16 protein-coding genes and 2 pseudogenes are annotated in these 16,948 nt (G+C 59.8%); 4 read left to right on the forward strand and 14 right to left on the reverse strand.

All coding sequences use genetic code 11. The annotated features are described in order from the left end of the window. Positions 1 to 801: 801 nt before the first annotated feature. The 3 genes from ACR65N_RS21380 to ACR65N_RS21390 all read left to right on the forward strand — a co-directional run bounded on the left by ACR65N_RS21380 (position 802) and on the right by ACR65N_RS21390 (position 3,419). Positions 802 to 1,704 (forward strand): LysR family transcriptional regulator, encoded by a 903-nt coding sequence (locus tag ACR65N_RS21380; protein ID WP_440458661.1) that lies wholly within the window; start codon positions 802 to 804, stop codon positions 1,702 to 1,704. 153 nt (positions 1,705 to 1,857) lie between these two features. After that, entirely contained in the window at positions 1,858 to 2,850 is a 993-nt protein-coding gene (locus tag ACR65N_RS21385; RefSeq protein ID WP_440458662.1) for an MBL fold metallo-hydrolase, read from the forward strand. 365 nt (positions 2,851 to 3,215) lie between these two features. After that, positions 3,216 to 3,419, forward strand: a complete 204-nt coding sequence (locus ACR65N_RS21390) for a cold-shock protein (RefSeq protein WP_148171087.1) — start codon at positions 3,216 to 3,218, stop codon at positions 3,417 to 3,419. 109 nt (positions 3,420 to 3,528) lie between these two features. Here ACR65N_RS21390 and ACR65N_RS21395 read toward each other — a convergent pair whose 3' ends face one another. From ACR65N_RS21395 to ACR65N_RS21435, 9 genes and pseudogenes are all read right to left on the reverse strand, one after another. After that, positions 3,529 to 3,771, reverse strand: coding sequence for an alanine racemase C-terminal domain-containing protein (locus ACR65N_RS21395; protein WP_440458715.1), 243 nt, complete (start codon positions 3,769 to 3,771; stop codon positions 3,529 to 3,531). A gap of 31 nt (positions 3,772 to 3,802) precedes the next feature. Further along, positions 3,803 to 3,901, reverse strand: a pseudogene (locus ACR65N_RS21400) (hypothetical protein); the annotation flags it as partial. Positions 3,902 to 3,987: 86 nt separating this feature from the next. Beyond that, positions 3,988 to 4,407 (reverse strand): annotated as a pseudogene (locus ACR65N_RS21405) (alanine racemase); the annotation flags it as partial. After that, positions 4,377 to 4,652 carry a hypothetical protein gene (locus ACR65N_RS21410; protein ID WP_440458663.1) on the reverse strand — a complete coding sequence of 92 codons (276 nt, stop codon included), beginning with the start codon at positions 4,650 to 4,652 and terminating at the stop codon, positions 4,377 to 4,379. The pseudogene ACR65N_RS21405 and the gene ACR65N_RS21410, both read right to left, overlap by 31 nt. Then, a complete protein-coding gene (locus tag ACR65N_RS21415) occupies positions 4,649 to 5,653 on the reverse strand; it encodes a histone deacetylase family protein (protein WP_440458664.1) in 1,005 nt (334 codons plus the stop codon). Before ACR65N_RS21415 ends, ACR65N_RS21410 begins: the two co-directional genes overlap by 4 nt. A gap of 40 nt (positions 5,654 to 5,693) precedes the next feature. Next, a complete protein-coding gene (locus ACR65N_RS21420) occupies positions 5,694 to 7,175 on the reverse strand; it encodes an NAD-dependent succinate-semialdehyde dehydrogenase (protein ID WP_440458665.1) in 1,482 nt (493 codons plus the stop codon). A gap of 19 nt (positions 7,176 to 7,194) precedes the next feature. After that, positions 7,195 to 8,274 (reverse strand): ABC transporter ATP-binding protein, encoded by a 1,080-nt coding sequence (locus ACR65N_RS21425; protein ID WP_440458666.1) that lies wholly within the window; start codon positions 8,272 to 8,274, stop codon positions 7,195 to 7,197. A gap of 28 nt (positions 8,275 to 8,302) precedes the next feature. Then, positions 8,303 to 9,739 (reverse strand): amidase, encoded by a 1,437-nt coding sequence (locus ACR65N_RS21430; protein ID WP_440458667.1) that lies wholly within the window; start codon positions 9,737 to 9,739, stop codon positions 8,303 to 8,305. Positions 9,740 to 9,747: 8 nt separating this feature from the next. Then, on the reverse strand, positions 9,748 to 11,112 hold the full coding sequence (locus ACR65N_RS21435) for an aminotransferase (RefSeq protein ID WP_440458668.1): 1,365 nt from the start codon (positions 11,110 to 11,112) through the stop codon (positions 9,748 to 9,750). 191 nt (positions 11,113 to 11,303) lie between these two features. Between ACR65N_RS21435 and ACR65N_RS21440 the strand changes: the two genes are divergently transcribed. Further along, entirely contained in the window at positions 11,304 to 11,981 is a 678-nt protein-coding gene (locus tag ACR65N_RS21440) for a GntR family transcriptional regulator (protein WP_440458669.1), read from the forward strand. Positions 11,982 to 11,999: 18 nt separating this feature from the next. Here the strand turns inward: ACR65N_RS21440 and ACR65N_RS21445 are convergent, their stop codons facing one another. From ACR65N_RS21445 to ACR65N_RS21465, 5 genes are all read right to left on the reverse strand, one after another. After that, positions 12,000 to 12,752 carry an SDR family NAD(P)-dependent oxidoreductase gene (locus ACR65N_RS21445; RefSeq protein ID WP_440458670.1) on the reverse strand — a complete coding sequence of 251 codons (753 nt, stop codon included), beginning with the start codon at positions 12,750 to 12,752 and terminating at the stop codon, positions 12,000 to 12,002. A gap of 18 nt (positions 12,753 to 12,770) precedes the next feature. Beyond that, complete coding sequence (locus ACR65N_RS21450; protein ID WP_440458671.1) at positions 12,771 to 13,571, reverse strand: ABC transporter permease; 801 nt, start codon at positions 13,569 to 13,571, stop codon at positions 12,771 to 12,773. Positions 13,572 to 13,574: 3 nt separating this feature from the next. After that, positions 13,575 to 14,732 (reverse strand): ABC transporter permease, encoded by a 1,158-nt coding sequence (locus tag ACR65N_RS21455; protein ID WP_440458716.1) that lies wholly within the window; start codon positions 14,730 to 14,732, stop codon positions 13,575 to 13,577. A 113-nt stretch (positions 14,733 to 14,845) separates the two neighbouring features. Further along, a complete protein-coding gene (locus tag ACR65N_RS21460) occupies positions 14,846 to 15,892 on the reverse strand; it encodes an ABC transporter substrate-binding protein (protein ID WP_440458672.1) in 1,047 nt (348 codons plus the stop codon). Between the two features lie 14 nt (positions 15,893 to 15,906). Continuing rightward, on the reverse strand, positions 15,907 to 16,914 hold the full coding sequence (locus ACR65N_RS21465) for an ABC transporter substrate-binding protein (RefSeq protein ID WP_440458673.1): 1,008 nt from the start codon (positions 16,912 to 16,914) through the stop codon (positions 15,907 to 15,909). Positions 16,915 to 16,948: the final 34 nt, after the last annotated feature.

The raw sequence follows: 16,948 nt of genomic DNA on the forward strand, positions 1-16,948 counted from the left end.
TGGCTCTCTACGGCTTCTGTCGATACACGAGGCTTAGGCATGAAGGAGAAAAGTGAACGGCAGCCTAGCAGGAGTAGGCGCGCAATTGTGGAATGGCTTAGAAGGGTCACTTCCGGTGATCCAATTCCTTCGGAAACTCGATCGCGAATGCTAGTTTTTGGAGCGCCGCTGATTTTGTCACGAATGTTAGGGCTTCGCGGCACTTGCTCCGGCGGCGAAGACCCCTTTGGGCCCAAGCCGGTCATCGGAAATAGGGGCCCCGCAATGCTAGTTGCCGCTACCTTTGATATGGATCGAAAATGGTCCTCCATTTCGCTTTGCTAGAATGCTCGCCCTCGGGGCATAGTACAAGGAAAAGGACTATGCCAAGTTCTCACGAGCGGGCGCAAACTGCAGCCTACCGGAGGCGATATCGGCCTTTACGAAAGTGGAAGAAGGAGCCCGCGCCCTGCCCCGGACAGACAGTAGGCCCTGTCATGCGAGCGCTCTACAGCTCAGAGGTCGAGCTGGATAATGAAGCGTTGGTTGATGTTCGCCAAGCGCATGGATGCTACGACCCAGGCAATGCATGTCAGGCGCTCCAAATGGACCTTACACCGACATCAGTCTCGTCACCGTCGCGCTTCTTCGCCTCATCTCTGGAACAATCAGAAACGTTTTAGAACGCAATCCGCCTTCATCGGATCAGAATGCCATAAGTGATGAGCCCAAGCGGATGTGTCTCGCATAGCTCGCCGTGGCAGCCGGTGAAGTATACATGCCGACCCAAACGCTAGAGGGACTCCGTTGATGCTTCGAGACATGAGCGACACGCTAGCCTTTGTCGAAGTTGTGGAGCGGGGAAGCTTCACCGCAGCGGCAGAGAGCCTGAGAACATCCAAGGCGCGGATCAGCAAGAAAGTGCAGGATCTGGAGCAGAGGCTGGGTGTAAAGCTGCTTCACCGAACCACTCGCAGCATCCGATTGACCGAGGCGGGATCGATCTACTTTGAGCAGTGCCGCGATCTCGCGCGCCTCATTGGTGATGCGGAAAGTGCGGTCGAGAAGGTGCATGGCAGACCCTCTGGATGGCTAAGGGTGACGGCACCGCATTGGCTAGTGACCAAGGCCCTTGCCCCGCTTATGGTCGGGTTTCGCGAGGCCTATCCGCAAGTCAAGCTGCAACTGCTTCTCGACCATGACGTCAAGAACATCGTGCACGAGGACATTGATGTCGCCTGTCGCCTGTGGAACGGTCCTATGCCTGACTCCAACCTTGCCGCCCGTCGCCTGACCGACATTCAGACGGGCCTTTATGCGTCGACGGAATACCTTCAACAACACGGAGTGCTAGAACATCCATCGCAGCTGAAAGACCATGCCTGTCTCGTGACGCAATTGTTTTACGGCAAGCCTCAGCAATCATGGCCTTTGACACGGCAGAGCGAGGTCATGGATTTCCCGATCAACCCGGTGGTTGTCGCAACAGATCCAGAGGCCTTGTTGGAATTTTTGATCAGGGGACAGGGGATACAGCTCACCAATCCCCACCTGGTCCACCAAGCCGCGGAGGCCGGCGACGTCATTCGCATTCTCCCCGAATGGTCCGGACCCAGCGCCACATTACATGCCGTCAGGGCCGGTGGGCGCGTCCAACCTCTCAAGGTGAGAGCCTTCATCGACTATTTGAGCGAGAACCTCGAAAACGTACTGCGACTGAGCTGAGCGGCCTATCTGCGCAGTCCTCAATTGTGATCAAATCGCTGACAGCGCGGTCGAGGTTCAGTGCCTAATCGCTCGAACGGTCGCCACTTACCTTCGTCCCGTAACCGCCGCGCATCGAACTGGCGTGCTGCGACAATGGATGAAGGATTTATAATGAACAACGTATCGCGACGAAACGTCCTCAAGGGGGCTTCGATGTTGGCCACGGTCGCGGCCATTTCAGGATCCCCTTCCCTCACTTTTGGGGCTGCTCCCAAGCAGCACTTTCAGTCGCCCGGCTTCTACCGAATGGCTCTGGGCGATCTGGAGATCACCGCACTCTCAGATGGCACACTGCCGCTCCCTCTTCCGGGAATGTACCGCGACGTGATCACCGAGGAAGCGGCTCGACTGCTGCGCGCAGCATACCGGGACATTCCGACCGACACATCGGTGAATGCCTTCCTCGTCAATGACGGTGAGCGTCTCGTCCTGATCGATGCCGGGAGTGGGAGCTACCTAGGGGGAGAAGCCGGGCAGCTGTTCGCCAACTTGGAAGCGTCGGGCTACACGGCCTCCCAGATCGATCATGTCATTCTAACACACGTCCACACGGATCATTCTGGTGGTCTGGTCCGGGATGGGAAGCTCGTTTTTGAAAACGCAACCCTGCATGTTCCCGCGCGTGAGCTTGAATTCTGGTTGAAGACCCCAGCAGAGGCGCGACCGGAAGGTTTGAACCAACAGCTGTTCCAGGAAGCAGAGGAGTGCCTTCGGCCATATCTGCAGCGTGGTCGGGCGGAAGTGTTCCAAGATGATGATGAGGTAATTTCGGGTTTCCAATCGATCTTGCGCCCCGGACATACTCCGGGCCACAGTTCCATCGCCGTTGAAAGTGGAGGCAAGAAACTGATGTTTTGGGGCGACATCACTCATGGCGATGTCGTACAGTTCGAGCAGCCTGAGGTGACCATCGAGTTCGACGTAGATCGTTCTGGGGCGGCACGATCCCGCCGCAAAGCTTTCACCGAGGCTATCGCGGAAGGTTATCTTGTAGCCGGTGCGCACATCGCCTTTCCAGGAATAGGCAATGTCTGTGAAGAAGGCGAACACTTTGACTGGATGCCGGTGAACTACTCCGATGGCGAGGGTGGGATGGTCAGGTGAGTACCTGACAACCGCAAACTGGTAGATCCGACCTGTGCCACGTCCCCTGCCAGAGCATATGAACAACGTGAACGACCCGAAGCGTGCCGCTTAAAAAGGCGGCTCGCAGCGCGGATCGTCACGTATGGATGAAGCAGCAATGCCTTATTCGCAGCGTGTTGCACGATACGGAAACAGGATCCGCTTCTGCCTCCAAGAAACGTATCGTCTCGCTATGGGCGTCGAACCGTCGTCTCAGTCGTCATCGATAATTAGGCGTTGCCGTTAGCCTGCATCTTCCCGAACGGCCGCTGACCGAACATACCTTGCTGATCGCCTGTCCGATCGCTAATGTTTTTGGGCGCTTCCAATCAAAGGGGATAGAGATGGCAACTGGCACTGTGAAGTTTTTCGCTCAGGACAAAGGCTTCGGCTTCATCACCCCCGATAATGGTGGACCGGATGTGTTCGTCCACATCTCGGCTGTAGGCTTCGGCGCTTCTCTAACCGATGGCCAGAAGGTCAGCTACGACGTGGGACAAGACCGGAAGACAGGAAAGTCTAAGGCCGAGAACGTTAGCGTCCTCTGAAATCATCCCTGGTCTCGTTGAAAACGCGAGATCGGGGCTAATTTGATCGTCTTCACCTTGAACCAGTTCGAACCACCGACACGGTGTTTCTCAGCACCGAGAACAAAGTCTAGCTCGCGGGCGAAGTGTCTGGCCATTCCTGCGCACCATGGAGGACGCGAAGAATACGGACCGTAGTTTCGGTAATTGCATACGCCGCCGCCATAGCCTGGAGGGCCTGGAGCCGATCCGCATGAATTTCGGTGATGTCGACCATCATGCTGTCCATCGAGATCCTTCCGACGATAGGCAGGCGTTTCTCGTCGAAATAGACGAACCCACGTTCGACAGGCTTCGGGGATGCCGTCCGCATCGCCCGCGGCCAGCGTCGCGATACGCATCGGATGCGTGGAGATGAAGGAACCGGAGTAGCCGACAAGGGTACCCGCGCCCACCTCCCGGGTCTGGACGACCTCGTGGTCGAACGACAAGGCGGGTAGCATATGGTTCGCCAGCTTATGGTACCTATCCCGCCGAGGAGCGCGATGCCCGACCGGGCCAAGTCCCCATGAAATTTCTTCTCAAGAGAGATACCTGCCGAGTTTGCCAGCGAGACCGGAACACCCGGATAGAACCTGCTGATCTTTTGCATCCGCGCGTACTGAAGCGCGTTTTGATGGCTGTGCGCATCGTCTGCAGATGCGAGATGGCTTATGATTAGCTCGATTCTCACCGAACCTAGATAACGGCCGATCACCGACACGTCGTCTTCATCGAACCCGAGGCGTGTCATTCCGGTGTCGAACTGCAGCACGACCGGGAGTGCCTTGCCGCGAGACAGCGCCAGGTGGTGCCATGCCTTGAGTTGATCTATCGAGTTCGCGACAGGTACTAGCCTGGCGTTCGCACACGCCTCCTCCCCGCCGGGTTGCACCCCGTTCAGTATGAAGATGGCGGCAGCGTCCGGGACGTGTGGTCTCAGCTCTTTTCCTTCCCGGAGCGTTGCCACGAAGAAGTGCCGACACCCCTCGTCATATAGAACAGAGGCGACACCGGCTGCGCCGAGCCATAGGCGTCGGCCTTTACCACCCCACCCAAAGGCGTGCTGCCAAGCTCCGACATCAGAGTCCTGTAATTCGGCCTGATCGCCCGCAGATCGATAGACATGACACCGCCCGCATCCATCGACTCTCCCGCGGCGGTCGTGTCCGCCCGAATTCGCGGGGGAGAAACAACCGACAAAAGCATGTTCAACGTGCCCCTCGTTCGGAAGTCCCGGAGAAAAGGCCCGCGAAGAGACCCGCAGCCACCTCTTCCAGCCGCTGCAGGTCATACCCGCCCTCTTGTACCAGCACGACAGGAACGGGAAGCCTCGAAAGCATCATGCCCACCTCTTTAAATGCCGCTCCGCTGACGAGGAGCCCTTTGGCCGGGTCGGTTTCAAGCGCGTCGAAGCCCAGCGATACGACAACCGCAACGGGATCGTGCTTCAGCGCGGCAGAAAGGCAGATCCGGACGCCTTCGAGAAATCCGCTATCCCCGACCCCTCTTGCCAGCGGCCAGTTCACGGTGAGCCCGGCAGCATGGACACCGCCCGTTTCATCTCGGAAGCCGGAAAAATGGGGATAGTAGTCCGTTGGGCTGCGGTGGGTGGACGCAAATAGAACCACGGGATCGTCCCAGAATATGTCCTGTGTGCCGTTGCCATGATGGACATCGAAGTCGACAACGGAAACCCGACGACCTCCCCCGGCGAGGCGCCGGGCGGCTATGGCAGCGTTGTTGAGATAGGTGGCTCCTCCACCGTAATCCTGCCCCGCGTGATGTCCTGATGGACGGCAGAGCGCGTAGACCCTGCGCTCTCCCTTCGTCACGAGATCGGCTGCCGTTACGGCGGTCTGGGCTGCCCAGTAGGCCGCGCGCCATGTGCCTTCTCCGAGCGGAGTGATCTGGTCCCGCAGATGATATCCCGCATTGGCGACAATCGACCAGTCCGTCCGACATGCCTCGCATCGGGTCGCGAAGGCCGACGGGACCACTTGTCCGGGCAGCCCGGCAGCTGTCCACTGCGTGAAGGCAGTCGAGAGAAATTCCAGATAATCCGGCGAGTGGACGGCAGATAGCGGATCAAAGCCATGGTCGTACGCATCTACGACATGGCAACCCGCCCGCTGCGCGGCAAGGAGCAGCGCGTCCAGACGTTCGGGGACGTCCCGGCTGGAACGAACAAGACCGTTCTCGACCACGTCACCCACCACGTGTCCGCGATGGAATTCCGAATATACGACTCTCATGTTACGCGGCTGGTCCGATCCCGGCGACGCAAACGTATTTGATCTCGAGATACTCGGAAATTCCGTACTTGGAGCCCTCGCGCCCGAGCCCCGATTGCTTTACGCCGCCAAAGGGAGCCGCCTCGCTGCCGATCAAGCCCGTGTTCACGCCAACCATGCCCGCTTCGAGCGCCTCAGCGACCCGCCAGATGCGCGCGTAATCCCGGGTGAAGAAATAGGAGGCAAGGCCATATTCGGTATCGTTAGCCATCGCGACGACCTCGCTTTCGGTGCGGAAGGAGATCAGCGGAGCGAGCGGAGCGAAAGTCTCCTCCTTCGCCACCTTCATCCCCTGGGTAACCCCGGTCATGACGGTCGGCTCGAAGAAATTGCCCCCGAGCTGGCTTCTTCGTCCGCCTGTGATTACGACCGCCCCTTTGGACACCGCGTCCTCGATATGCTCCTCGATTTTTGCAACGGCTTTCTGGTCTATCAGCGGCCCCTGTTTCGTGTCCGGGTCTGTGCCGTTGCCTAGCTTGAGGTCTGCCACGCGTTTCGCGAGAGCAGCGGAAAAGGCGGGCAAAATCCCCTCCTGTACGTAGAGCCTGTTAGCGCAGACACACGTCTGACCTGCATTTCGGAATTTTGACGAGATAGCGCCCTCGACGGCGACCTCCACATCCGCGTCATCGAAGACGATGAAAGGAGCGTTGCCCCCCAGTTCGAGCGAGAGCCGCTTGATCTGTGCCGCGCCACGCTCCATCAGCCACCGCCCTACCTCGGTGGACCCCGTGAAGCTGATCTTCGCGATCTTGGGGTTGGTACAGAACTCCTCGCCTATTGCTTTGGCGGGTCCGGTCACCACCGAGAAAAGGCCGTCGGGAATGCCGGCTTTCTGACCGAGGTATGCTAGAGCGAGCGCCGACAAGGGCGTCTGCGAGGCCGGCTTGAGCACGACGCTGCACCCCGCGGCAAAGGCGGGACCCGCTTTCCGGGTGATCATGCCGTTTGGGAAATTCCAAGGAGTAATCGCCGCGCACGTACCAACGGGCTGCTTGAAGACTATATGGCGCTGCCCTGAAACGGGAGCAGCGATAAGGTCTCCATCCATTCGCTTGGCTTCCTCGGCAAACCACTCGATATAGTTGGCATTGGCAAGAATTTCGCCTCGGGCTTCGTTCAATGGTTTGCCCTGCTCCCGGGTCAAAATGAGCGCGAGGTCGTCGCAGTTCTCCACGATCAGGTCGAACCACCGCCTCAGCACGATCGCCCTCTCCCGCGCCGGACGTGCCGCCCAGGCCTTCTGGCTCTCGTGAGCCACGTCGATCGCAAGCCGCACAGCATCCGGGCCAAGGCTCGGGAGGTCGGCGATCGGGCTGCCGTCGAAAGGGTCGCATACCGTGACCCGTTCGTAAGTCGATGAATCGGACCAGGTCCCCGCCACGAAGGCCCGGTCACGCAGCAGTTCGGGGTCCCGGAGATTGAGGTCTCGGAAGATGGTCATCGTTTTCGTATCCTGAAGTTCAAGCGGGGATCAAAACCGCATCGCTGCTGTTCCAGCCGAGGGACAGAGCCTGGGACGGCCTGATGTCGATATGCGCACCTGCGTTGGGCACCTTGGCTACGAGAGTGGACGTCTCCGTGAGCCTGACGTGAACGCGCTTGTGGTCTCCAAGGTAGATGACCTCTTCGACTGTTCCGGCAAAAGTGTTCGGGCAGACTTCGTCCGGATCGAGCCTCACGCGCTCCGGGCGAACGGCCACGAGCACTCTCTGTCGCTCCTTGAACGGCAAGCTGCTGCGGACGTACATCCGGTGGCCCGTCTCGGTCTGCACCGAGTACTCGTCACCGTCGCGCCCGGCAATTTCCCCGGAGAGCCGGTTGTTCTCGCCAATGAACCCCGAAACGAAGGGGGTCAAAGGGCGTTCGTATAGTTCCGTCGGCGGAGCCAGCTGTTCGATTTTTCCCGCGTTGAAGACGGCTACCCTGTCGGACATCGTCAGTGCCTCCGACTGGTCGTGCGTGACATAGACGACAGTGAAGCCAAGGCGTTCGTGGAGGTGCTTGATCTCGAGCTGCAGGTGTTCGCGGAGGTTCTTGTCCAGCGCCCCGAGGGGCTCGTCCATCAAGACGACGTCGGGCTCGAATACGATGGCACGCGCGAGCGCGATACGTTGCTGCTGTCCCCCCGAAAGCTGGGCGGGCTTCCGCTCGCCGAGTGCCGACATCTGTACGACATCGAGAACACGCCGGACCCGCTCGGTCCGCTCAGATTTCGTCATCTTGCGTACCCGAAGCGGATAATCCAGGTTTTCCGCCACGGTCATATGCGGAAAAAGAGCGTAATTCTGGAACACCATGCCGATGTTCCTCCGGTGAGGCGGAACAGCCTCGAGCGAGCGGCCCGCGATACGGATGTGGCCACCGCTTGGAGCTTCGAAGCCAGCGAGCATCATGAGACTTGTCGTCTTGCCGGAACCGGAAGGCCCAAGCATCGTCAGGAATTCGCCCTGGGCGATGGTCAAGTTGAGGTTGTCCACGACCAGATTACGACCGTCGTAGCTCTTGTCGACGTTGATAAACTCGACGTATTTGGATGACATAGCGGTTCCCCTTTTTTGTGTGATGCGCTTATGCCGTTGCGAAGACCGGAGGCCGCTTGCCCGACCAGGGACGTGCTTCCTCGAGTTGGGCCGCGAGCCGGAAGAGCGTGCCCTCCTCGTTGAAGCGCCCGGTGAACTGGGAACCTACGGGCAAGCCGCTGCTTGTCCAGGAAAGCGGGACGCTCATGGACGGTAGACCGGCCATATTGGCGAAGGTCGTGAATGCGAGGAACTGAAGGAAGCGTTCCATTACTTCCTCGCCGCCGTGGACGTCCGCGTCGAAGTGTCCCAGCACCGGCGGAGGCGAGCCGAGCGTCGGCGTCAGCCAGACGTCGAAGTCGCCCAGGAAGTTGGCGATGGTGCGGCCTACGCCATGGAACCAGTTCAGATCGACGAGGTAGTCGGCCGCGGTGATTTTGGAGCCGACCCCGAAGAGGTACTGGTTGAAGGTCTCCACCCCTCCGGCCAGTGTCTCGGCGGGTACTTTCCTAGCTCGGGCAAGTGCGGTAATGGCTCGCGTGGCCGTCATCGCCCAAAAGCGTTTGTAGTAGGCTTGATAGGTCTCGGCATCCAGGCGCGGAGTGGCCTCTACGACTTCGTGGCCAAGGCTTTCGCAGAGCCTGGCTGCCTCCAGCGTGGCCGCGACGCAGTCTGGATCAACATGCGTGCCGAGCAACGACCCGGTCGTATAGGCAATCCTGAGCTTGCGCGGCACGGACTGGAGGGTCTTGACGTAATCCATCTCGGGAGAAGGAGCCGTATAGGGGTCTCCCGCCATCGCTCCTCGGGTCGCGTCGAGCAGTGCCGCGCTGTCCCGTACGGTAACAGAAAGGACATGTTCGTTGACGATCCCGCCAGTGCTGTCGCCGAGATCGGGACCGAGGCTTATTCTGCCTCGCGATGGCTTGAGGCCGAACAGGCCGCAGCATGAAGCCGGAATGCGGATCGATCCCGCACCGTCCCCGCCGTGGGCCGCGGGAACGATACCCGCGGCCACGGCGGCACCAGCGCCGCCGCTCGAGCCGCCGCTCGAACGGGAGGTATCCCATGGATTACGGGTAGGTCCGAACAGCTTGGGCTCGGTTGTTCCGAGCGTGCCGAACTCACAGAGGTTCGTCTTTCCGAACGTGCTGAGCCCCGCCCTGCGGTATCTTCTCATCAGCTCGCTGTCACGATCCGGAACGAAGTCCTTCGTGATCACGGAGGCGCCCGTAGTTGGCACACCTGCCATATGGCAATATAGGTCCTTGACCAGAAAAGGGGCTCCGGCGAAGACGCTGTCTCTGGCATGGCCTCTCGCCTCGGCGCGCGCCTCTTCGTGCAGCGGCCTGATAATCGCGTTCAACTGCGGATTGACATCTTCGGCGCGGCGTATGGCCGCCTCGAGAAGCTCCCCGGCAGTCACCTCTCCAGACTTGACGAGGCCTGCCTGGGCCGTGAGATCGAGTTCTACGAAATCATCCATGATCGCGCTCACTTCGCCATTTCGCCGGTGACGTCGTCGAGAGCGGCGGCGATGCCGGTCACCAGCTCGTCGACTTGAGACATTGTCATCACGAAGGGAGGGCAGATCGAGATCACGTCGCCCATATTTCGGATCATCACCCCGTGCGCGCGGCAGCGCCGTTCGACAAGGGCTCCGACTTTGAGGGCCGGATCGAAAGGCGTTCTCGCGGACCTATCCGCAACAAGCTCGATGCCCGCGAGGAAGCCCGCACCGCGAATCTCTCCTACAAGAGGATGATTGCCGATCGCTGCCTCGAGTCTCTCGAAAAGGCGTGCCCCAAGCTCTCTGGCACGACCCGGCACGTCCATTTCGCGATAGGTTCGTAGAACCTCGGCAGCTACCGCCGCCGTTACGGGATGGCCGGAATAGGTAAAGCCGTGGCCAAAGACCCCGATGCGGTCGGCTTCGTCGGCCACGGTCTGGTAAACGTGGTCGCCTATGACCGCCGCGGCTATAGGCACGTAGCCGGACGAGAGCCCCTTGGCGATGGACATCATGTCCGGCACAAAGCCGAAGGTGTCGCACCCGAACCAGTTTCCGCTTCGTCCAAAGCCGCAGACCACTTCGTCGGAGAGAAGGAGAATATCGTTACGGGTCAGAATTTCCCGTACACGAGGAAAGTAGCCGGCGGGAGGTGAGACCACCCCACCCGCGCCCATTATGGGCTCCGCTATCATAGCCGCGATCGTATCCGCACCTTCCGCCGCGATAAGACTTTCCAGGTCTGCGATGAGGCGGTCGCAATAAGCCTCCTCCGTTTCGCCAGGCAAGCCGTTCTTGTAAAAGTGCGGTTTCTCGGCGAAGACGACGTTTAGGCCAGGAAGATTGAAACTCTTGTGCATGTGAGGCAGCCCACCAAGAGCCGCTCCCATCACAGTGCTGCCGTGAAACGCGCCCTTGCGGCTGATGATTTTCCGTTTGGACGGCTTGCCTCTCGCGAGGTTGTAATACCACGCGAGCTTGACCATGGTGTCGTTGGCTTCCGAACCCGAGTTCACCAAGAACACCTTGCTGCCTGGGATCGGTGAAAGCTCCGCCACCTGTTCAACGACGTCTACGCACGGATTATTCGAGCGGTGGTTGAAGGTGTGGTAGGTGGCGAGGGTCTTCATCTGGGTGGCCGCCACCTCTGCCAAGCGCTCGTTCTCGAAGCCGAGCGACGCGCACCACAGTCCTCCCATACCCTCTAGATAGCGGTTGCCGAGTTCGTCGACGACATAGCACCCCTCGCCCTTGGCAATTACCAAAGGCCCGTCTCCTTCGTGGCGACGCGGGTTCGTCTGGGAGTGGAAATGGTACGCCATGTCACGCGATCTGAGCGAATTCAGCAAGGGATGCCCTCCGAAATTGTCTTGGTAAGTTATAAGTTATAAGTTATCAGATCTGCGTTGCAAGCGGATTTGGAATGTAGGCCGAGTTTTTTCTGGCTCAGCGACAACCGGCACTGTTATCATAAGATATAAGTGGGTGGCGGGCCGGCTCGTTTCCGATAACCCTGCAACCGAGGATGAGGAGTTATCGGATGAACACCATGGAGATGCAGCCCGGCGAGATCGGGAGCCTGTCGGCCCGCATTTACAATAAAGTGCGCGAAGGACTCATCGTGGGGAACTTCGCTCCTGGTGAACGGCTGCTAATGCAGGACCTGGCGGAGCAGCTCGGAACCAGCGTCACGCCCGTCCGAGAGGCGTGCCTAAGGCTCGTAAGCGAGCAGGCGCTCGAGCTGCGCTCAGGCAGGTTCGTCATTGTCCCCGAGCTCAGCCGCGATCGGTACATCCAGATCAAGTCGATCCGGATGGCGCTCGAGGGCCTTGCCGCGGAACTCGCCGTGGAGAATGTCGCCGCCGGCGACACGAAGCAGCTCGAAACCTTCCATTCCGCTTTCGTGAGAAGCGAGAAGGCAGGCGACTTCGAAGCTGCAAGAACGGCCAACAGGTCTTTCCACTTCGGCGTCTACCGCCTGTCCAAGATGCCAATGCTCATCGGCCAGATCGAGAGCATGTGGGTGTCCATGGGACCGATCCTGAACGTCTACTACAGGGAAATCCCGCACGAGTACGTCGGTGCGGAGGAACACCTGCACGTGATAGAAGCCCTTCGTGCCGGGGACAAGGAGAAGGCGCGTATCGCGGTCGAGAACGATATCAAGCGCGCGGCAACAAGCCTTCTAAGGTATTTCGACGAGCGGGAGCTGGCGTGACCTCCGCTCGGACTGCTCTTAGACCTTGGGCAGCTCGGCGACCCGGGGAGTCCTCAGCCCTGCGGTCTCGCCGCCGTCCACGGTGATCACGGTCCCGTTCACGTAGCTCGACTGCTCTGAAAGTAGCCATGCGACGACGTCCGCGACTTCTTCGGGCGCGCCGAAGCGATTGGCGGGGATTCTGAGTTCCAGCTGCTTTTTCCGAAGCGGGTCTGTCATGATCTTGTTCATCATACGGGTCGCTATCTGGCCGGGGCAGACCGCGTTGAAACGCACCTCCTCGCCGAACTCCAAGGCGAGCGCTTCGGTCATTCCGATCACCGCTGCTTTCGAGGCGCAGTAGACGGCGAGGCCTTCCTCGCCTGTCTTTCCAGCAATGCTAGCAACATTGACCACCGAGCCCCGCCCTTTGCGCAACCCTTCAAGGGCATGGCGCGTGAAGAGGAACGCACTACGGGCATTGACAGCCAGCACCTCGTCCCAGTCGGCCTGAGTGGCCTCGGCGAAGGAGATGCGTTTTGACATACCGGCGTTGTTCACCAAGCCGGAAAGCCGCCCGCCACCGAGCTCCAGAGCTCGCTCGACGACCGTCCTGCAGTCGCTCTCGTGGCTGACGTCGCCCGCGACAAACGTGACGCCGCGGTTTGAAGCCGCCAGCTCGGCACCGGCTGTGGCGTCTCGGCCAGTCGCGAGCACCTGTTTTCCTGCGGCGGCGAGTGTCTCCACGCATGCGCGACCGATTCCGTGGGTGGCACCTGTGACGATGATCATCTGTAGAATTTCTCCGGATTATCTGACCGGGGCCTTGTTGGCCGCCGCGCCTTTCTGAACGAGCGCCCCTACGCCCATAAGAATGATTGAAACGATGACAAGCAGAGTCGACATCGCGAGTATGGAAGGATCGATATTATCTCTCAGACCATCGAACATCTGGCGTGGCAGCGTGCGCTGGCCCGGGCCGCTGATGAAGAGTGCCACGACCACCTCGTCGAAGGAAAAAACGAACGCGAAGAGAGCTCCAGACACGACGCCAGGCGCGATAAGCGGTAGCGTGACGGTTCGGAAGGCATGGAAGGGCGTAGCTCCGAGGCTGGCCGCAGCGCGTGCGAGATTCACATCGAAATTCTTCAAGGTAGCCGTGACCGTAATCACGACAAAGGGAACGGCAAGAACCGCGTGGGCCAGAACGAGTCCCAGAAACGACGCTACGAGACCGAGCTTCGCGAAGAAGAAGTACATCCCCACTCCACTGATGACGACGGGAACGATCATCGGCGAAATCACGACGGCCAGAATTGCCCCCCTTGCAGGCAGATGTCCTCTCGACAGACCGAGGGCCGCCAGCGTGCCAAGAATGCTGGATAGGATTGTCGCCCCCACGCCGATGATCAGACTGTTCAGCAAAGCAGACATCCAAGGCTGCGGCTGAAGTATTTTATAATACCACTGCAGAGAGAGCCCGGGCACCGGATATGAAAGGAAGTTGGCGGAACTGAACGAGATCGGGATGATGGCGAAGGTCGGCCCGATCAGGAAGACCATCGCCACTATGCAGAAGGCAATCTGCACGCGTCGGATAATTGAAGGCACGGCTCACTCCATTCCTACGATGCGGCCGATCCCGACGACCCTGCCGACGATGACGTAAAGCGCCAGGATGCAGCTTAGAAGCAAGACCCCCAGAGCTGCGGACATCCCCCAGTTGATCGTCGTATTCGCGTAGAAGGCGACGAAATAGCTCAGCATCTGATCCGACGCGCCTCCGACCAGCGTGGGTGTAACGTAGTATCCGGCGGCGATGATGAACGTTAATAGACAACCTGCTCCGACGCCCGGCAGCGTCAGCGGAAGATAGACCCGCAGGAATGTCGTCACGGGCCCTGCTCCGAGAGAAGATGAGGCCCGGACGTAGGACGGAGAGATACCCTTCATCACGCTGATTAGCGGCAGGACCATAAACGGCAGCAGTATGTGCACCATCGCTATGTAGAGCCCGGTCCTGTTGAACACGAGTTCCAGTGGCGCGCTGGTAAACCCGACCGCCTGAAGCGCGCGGTTCACGATTCCCTCCTTTTGAAGGATCACGATCCATGCGCTCGTCCGCACTAGAAGGGACGTCCAAAACGGCAGTAGGACGCAAGCCAGCATGACGGCCGAAAAGCGTCCGCCGACAGCCACGACCGCGTTTGCGATCGGGTATGCGAGCATCACGCAGATGATCGTGACGAAGGCGCTTATGGTAAGCGTCCTCACGAGCGTCGAGAGGAACAGCCGCTCTTCCGGCGGAGCAAGCTTCACGCCTCCGTCGTCGCCCGGCCTGAGGTCAACCGCAGACAGCAGATAGAACGCTGTCAGAGGCGAACCGTTACGCTGGATCGCCCTCCAGTAGGAGGGATTGTTCCATTGCTCGTCGATGCCGACAAGGTACTGCTGGGCCGCCGGTACCTCGGCGTTCCTCGTGCTTCTCACCGTCTTTGCCAGAAGGCTTCGAAAGCCGGTGATCTCGTAGTTCAGCCTGCGTCCCGCTTCGGCGAGAACGTTGGGCCGGCCGTTTGACTTTATATCCGCGACGAGGGCTTCGTAGGCGGCCGCGGGCGGATCGGACGCTCCGTCCCAGGACTTAAGAACTTCCAGCGTCCGGGGAAGAGCATTACGTACTTCGGGGTTGTTTATCGCGTAGAACAGCATTGTCCCGAGCGGCAGTACGAATGCGAACACGATGAAGGCGACAAGCGGACCGATGAGCGCCATCGAGGTCACGGTCTGCCTTCGTCGATCAGCGCGGAACCCGGCCGCCAACGCAGAAGCGCGTTCCGGCTGGGTAGCGGCAGCCCGGGAGGGCTGCCGCACAGTAGGTTCAGACGTCACTGAGCCCGCCATGTCGCGAACCTCGCCTCAAGGGCCTCGCCGTTGTCTGCCCAGAACTCTGTGTTCAGTCCGACCGCGGCCTTCATGTTCGCCTCCGTCGTCGGCAGGTCCTTCGCCAACTCAGGTTTGACGCTCCCAATGGCTTTCTTGTTGGTGACGCCATACGCGATGTACTGGGGAAAAGCCGACTGAGCCGCATCGGAGGCGGCAAAGCCGATGAACTTCTCCGCATTCTCGCGGTTCGCGCTGCCCTTCACGATACCCCAGTAGTCGATTCCGTAAACCTGGCCGTTCCAGATGAGCGCGAAATCCTTGCCTGCCGCGTTGGCGGCGGTCACCCGGCCATTGAACGTCGCGGTGGCCGTCACGTCGCCCGCCGCAAGCCGTTCGAGGGATTCGGCGCCGGAAGTCCACCAGATGATGTCGCCCTTGATCTGGTCCAACTTGCCGAACGCGCGGTCCTGCCCGGCCTTCGTCGCGAGAACTTTGTACACCTCGCCTGGAGCAACGCCGTCCGCGAGAAGCGCGATTTCGAGCGTCATCTTCGCCGTCTGGCGGAAGCCCCGCTTCCCCGGCCACTTCTTCATGTCCCAGAAGTCGGCCCAGTTTTTCGGTCCGTCGGAAATCCTGGTCTTGTCGTAGCTGGGAACCATGGACCAGACGAAAGCCCCCACGCCGCAGTCGCTGTAGGCTTCCGGAATGAAGTCTTCCTTATTGCCGATCTTCGCCCAGTCGAGTTCTTCGAAGAGGCCCTCAGCGCAGCCCGAAAGCAAGGTGTTTTGCTCGACCTGCATTACGTCCCAAGAAACGCTGCCACTGGAGACCATGGCGCGGACCTTGGCCATCTGCCCAGAATATGAGTCCTCTGTGACGGCGACGCCCGAGGACTTGGCAAACGGTTCGAAAAACGCCTTCCGCTCCGCGTCCTGCAGCACGCCGCCGGCTCCGACCACAGTCAGCTTGCCGGAGTCAGCCAATGCAGCCGATGTGATACCAAGCCCGGCAAGCACGACGAGCCCGCCAACGAGTGTGCGATAATGCATGGAACCTCTCCTCCTCATTGTGCCACCCACCGATTGAACCGCTGCTGCAGTTCTTCTTCGTGATCCACCCAGAACGGCGTGCTCAGAGCTAGCGCGCCCGACATGTTCTTCTCGGCAGTAGGAAGTTGCGGAGCGATGTCCGCTGAAATTCTGGATGTCGCGCTCGCGTTCGTGACGCCGTAGACCATCTTTTCGGCGAATGCCGTCTGCGGCTTGGCACTTGTCATGTAGTTCACGAGGTCGAAAGCCTTGTCTCTGTTTCCGCCCTTGGGAATGGCCCAGAAGTCCATCGCATAAAGCTGGTTGGTCCAGGACATCCTGAAGTGCTTGCCCTGCTGGTTGGCGACGATTACCCGGCCGTTATACGCGGAGGTCATGGTAACTTCGCCTGAAGCCAACCATTCCATCGGTTGAGCGCCGCTCTCCCACCACTGGATGTTCGGCTTCAGCTGATCGAGCTTAGCGAAGGCGCGGTCCTGACCTTCCTTTGTCGCCAGAACCTTATAAAGCTCTTCGGGTTTCACGCCGTCCGCCAGCAACGCGATCTCCAGGGTCATCCGCGCCTGCTTGCGTAGCCCCCGCTTTCCCGGCCACTTCTTGACGTCCCAGAAGTCTGCCCATGAAGAGACGTCCGTCGTCTTGTCTCCGTCGTAGGCCAGTATCTTCGACCAGACGAACGCGCCGACCCCGCAGTCCGATTTGGCCGGGCCGATGATGTCGCTCGAGTTCGGCAATGTCTTCCAGTCAAAAGTCTCGAGGAGGCCTTGATCGCATGCCAGGATCATCTCGTTCTCGTCCATCTGCACGACATCCCAAGTCGTCGTTCCGGTCTCGACCATCGCCTTCACCTTGGCGATGCCTCCGGTGTAGGACTCCTCGAGAAGCGGTGAGCCGGACATCTTCTCGTATGGCTTGAAAAGTGTGCCGCGCATCGCCTCCTGCGTCGCGCCCCCGAAGCCGACGACAGTGAGATCGCGGGCAAGGGCCGGAGTCGTGGCCGCAAGACAGGCGGCGGTGACCATCCATTTTATTAACCGATGTCTCATTGGTTCCCCT

The sequence above is a fragment of the Rhizobium sp. SAFR-030 genome (assembly GCF_059415005.1).

Excerpts from the sequence above, each read along its gene's own strand:
- ACR65N_RS21380 (WP_440458661.1), top strand. The coding sequence starts at position 802 with ATGAGCGACACGCTAGCCTTTGTCGAAGTTGTGGAGCGGGGAAGCTTC.
- ACR65N_RS21385 (WP_440458662.1), top strand. The coding sequence starts at position 1,858 with ATGAACAACGTATCGCGACGAAACGTCCTCAAGGGGGCTTCGATGTTG.
- ACR65N_RS21390 (WP_148171087.1), top strand. The coding sequence starts at position 3,216 with ATGGCAACTGGCACTGTGAAGTTTTTCGCTCAGGACAAAGGCTTCGGC.
- ACR65N_RS21395 (WP_440458715.1), bottom strand. The coding sequence starts at position 3,771 with ATGCGGACGGCATCCCCGAAGCCTGTCGAACGTGGGTTCGTCTATTTC.
- ACR65N_RS21420 (WP_440458665.1), bottom strand. The coding sequence starts at position 7,175 with ATGACCATCTTCCGAGACCTCAATCTCCGGGACCCCGAACTGCTGCGT.
- ACR65N_RS21425 (WP_440458666.1), bottom strand. The coding sequence starts at position 8,274 with ATGTCATCCAAATACGTCGAGTTTATCAACGTCGACAAGAGCTACGAC.
- ACR65N_RS21430 (WP_440458667.1), bottom strand. The coding sequence starts at position 9,739 with ATGGATGATTTCGTAGAACTCGATCTCACGGCCCAGGCAGGCCTCGTC.
- ACR65N_RS21440 (WP_440458669.1), top strand. The coding sequence starts at position 11,304 with ATGAACACCATGGAGATGCAGCCCGGCGAGATCGGGAGCCTGTCGGCC.
- ACR65N_RS21445 (WP_440458670.1), bottom strand. The coding sequence starts at position 12,752 with ATGATCATCGTCACAGGTGCCACCCACGGAATCGGTCGCGCATGCGTG.
- ACR65N_RS21455 (WP_440458716.1), bottom strand. The coding sequence starts at position 14,732 with ATGGCGCTCATCGGTCCGCTTGTCGCCTTCATCGTGTTCGCATTCGTA.
- ACR65N_RS21460 (WP_440458672.1), bottom strand. The coding sequence starts at position 15,892 with ATGCATTATCGCACACTCGTTGGCGGGCTCGTCGTGCTTGCCGGGCTT.
- ACR65N_RS21465 (WP_440458673.1), bottom strand. The coding sequence starts at position 16,914 with ATGGTCACCGCCGCCTGTCTTGCGGCCACGACTCCGGCCCTTGCCCGC.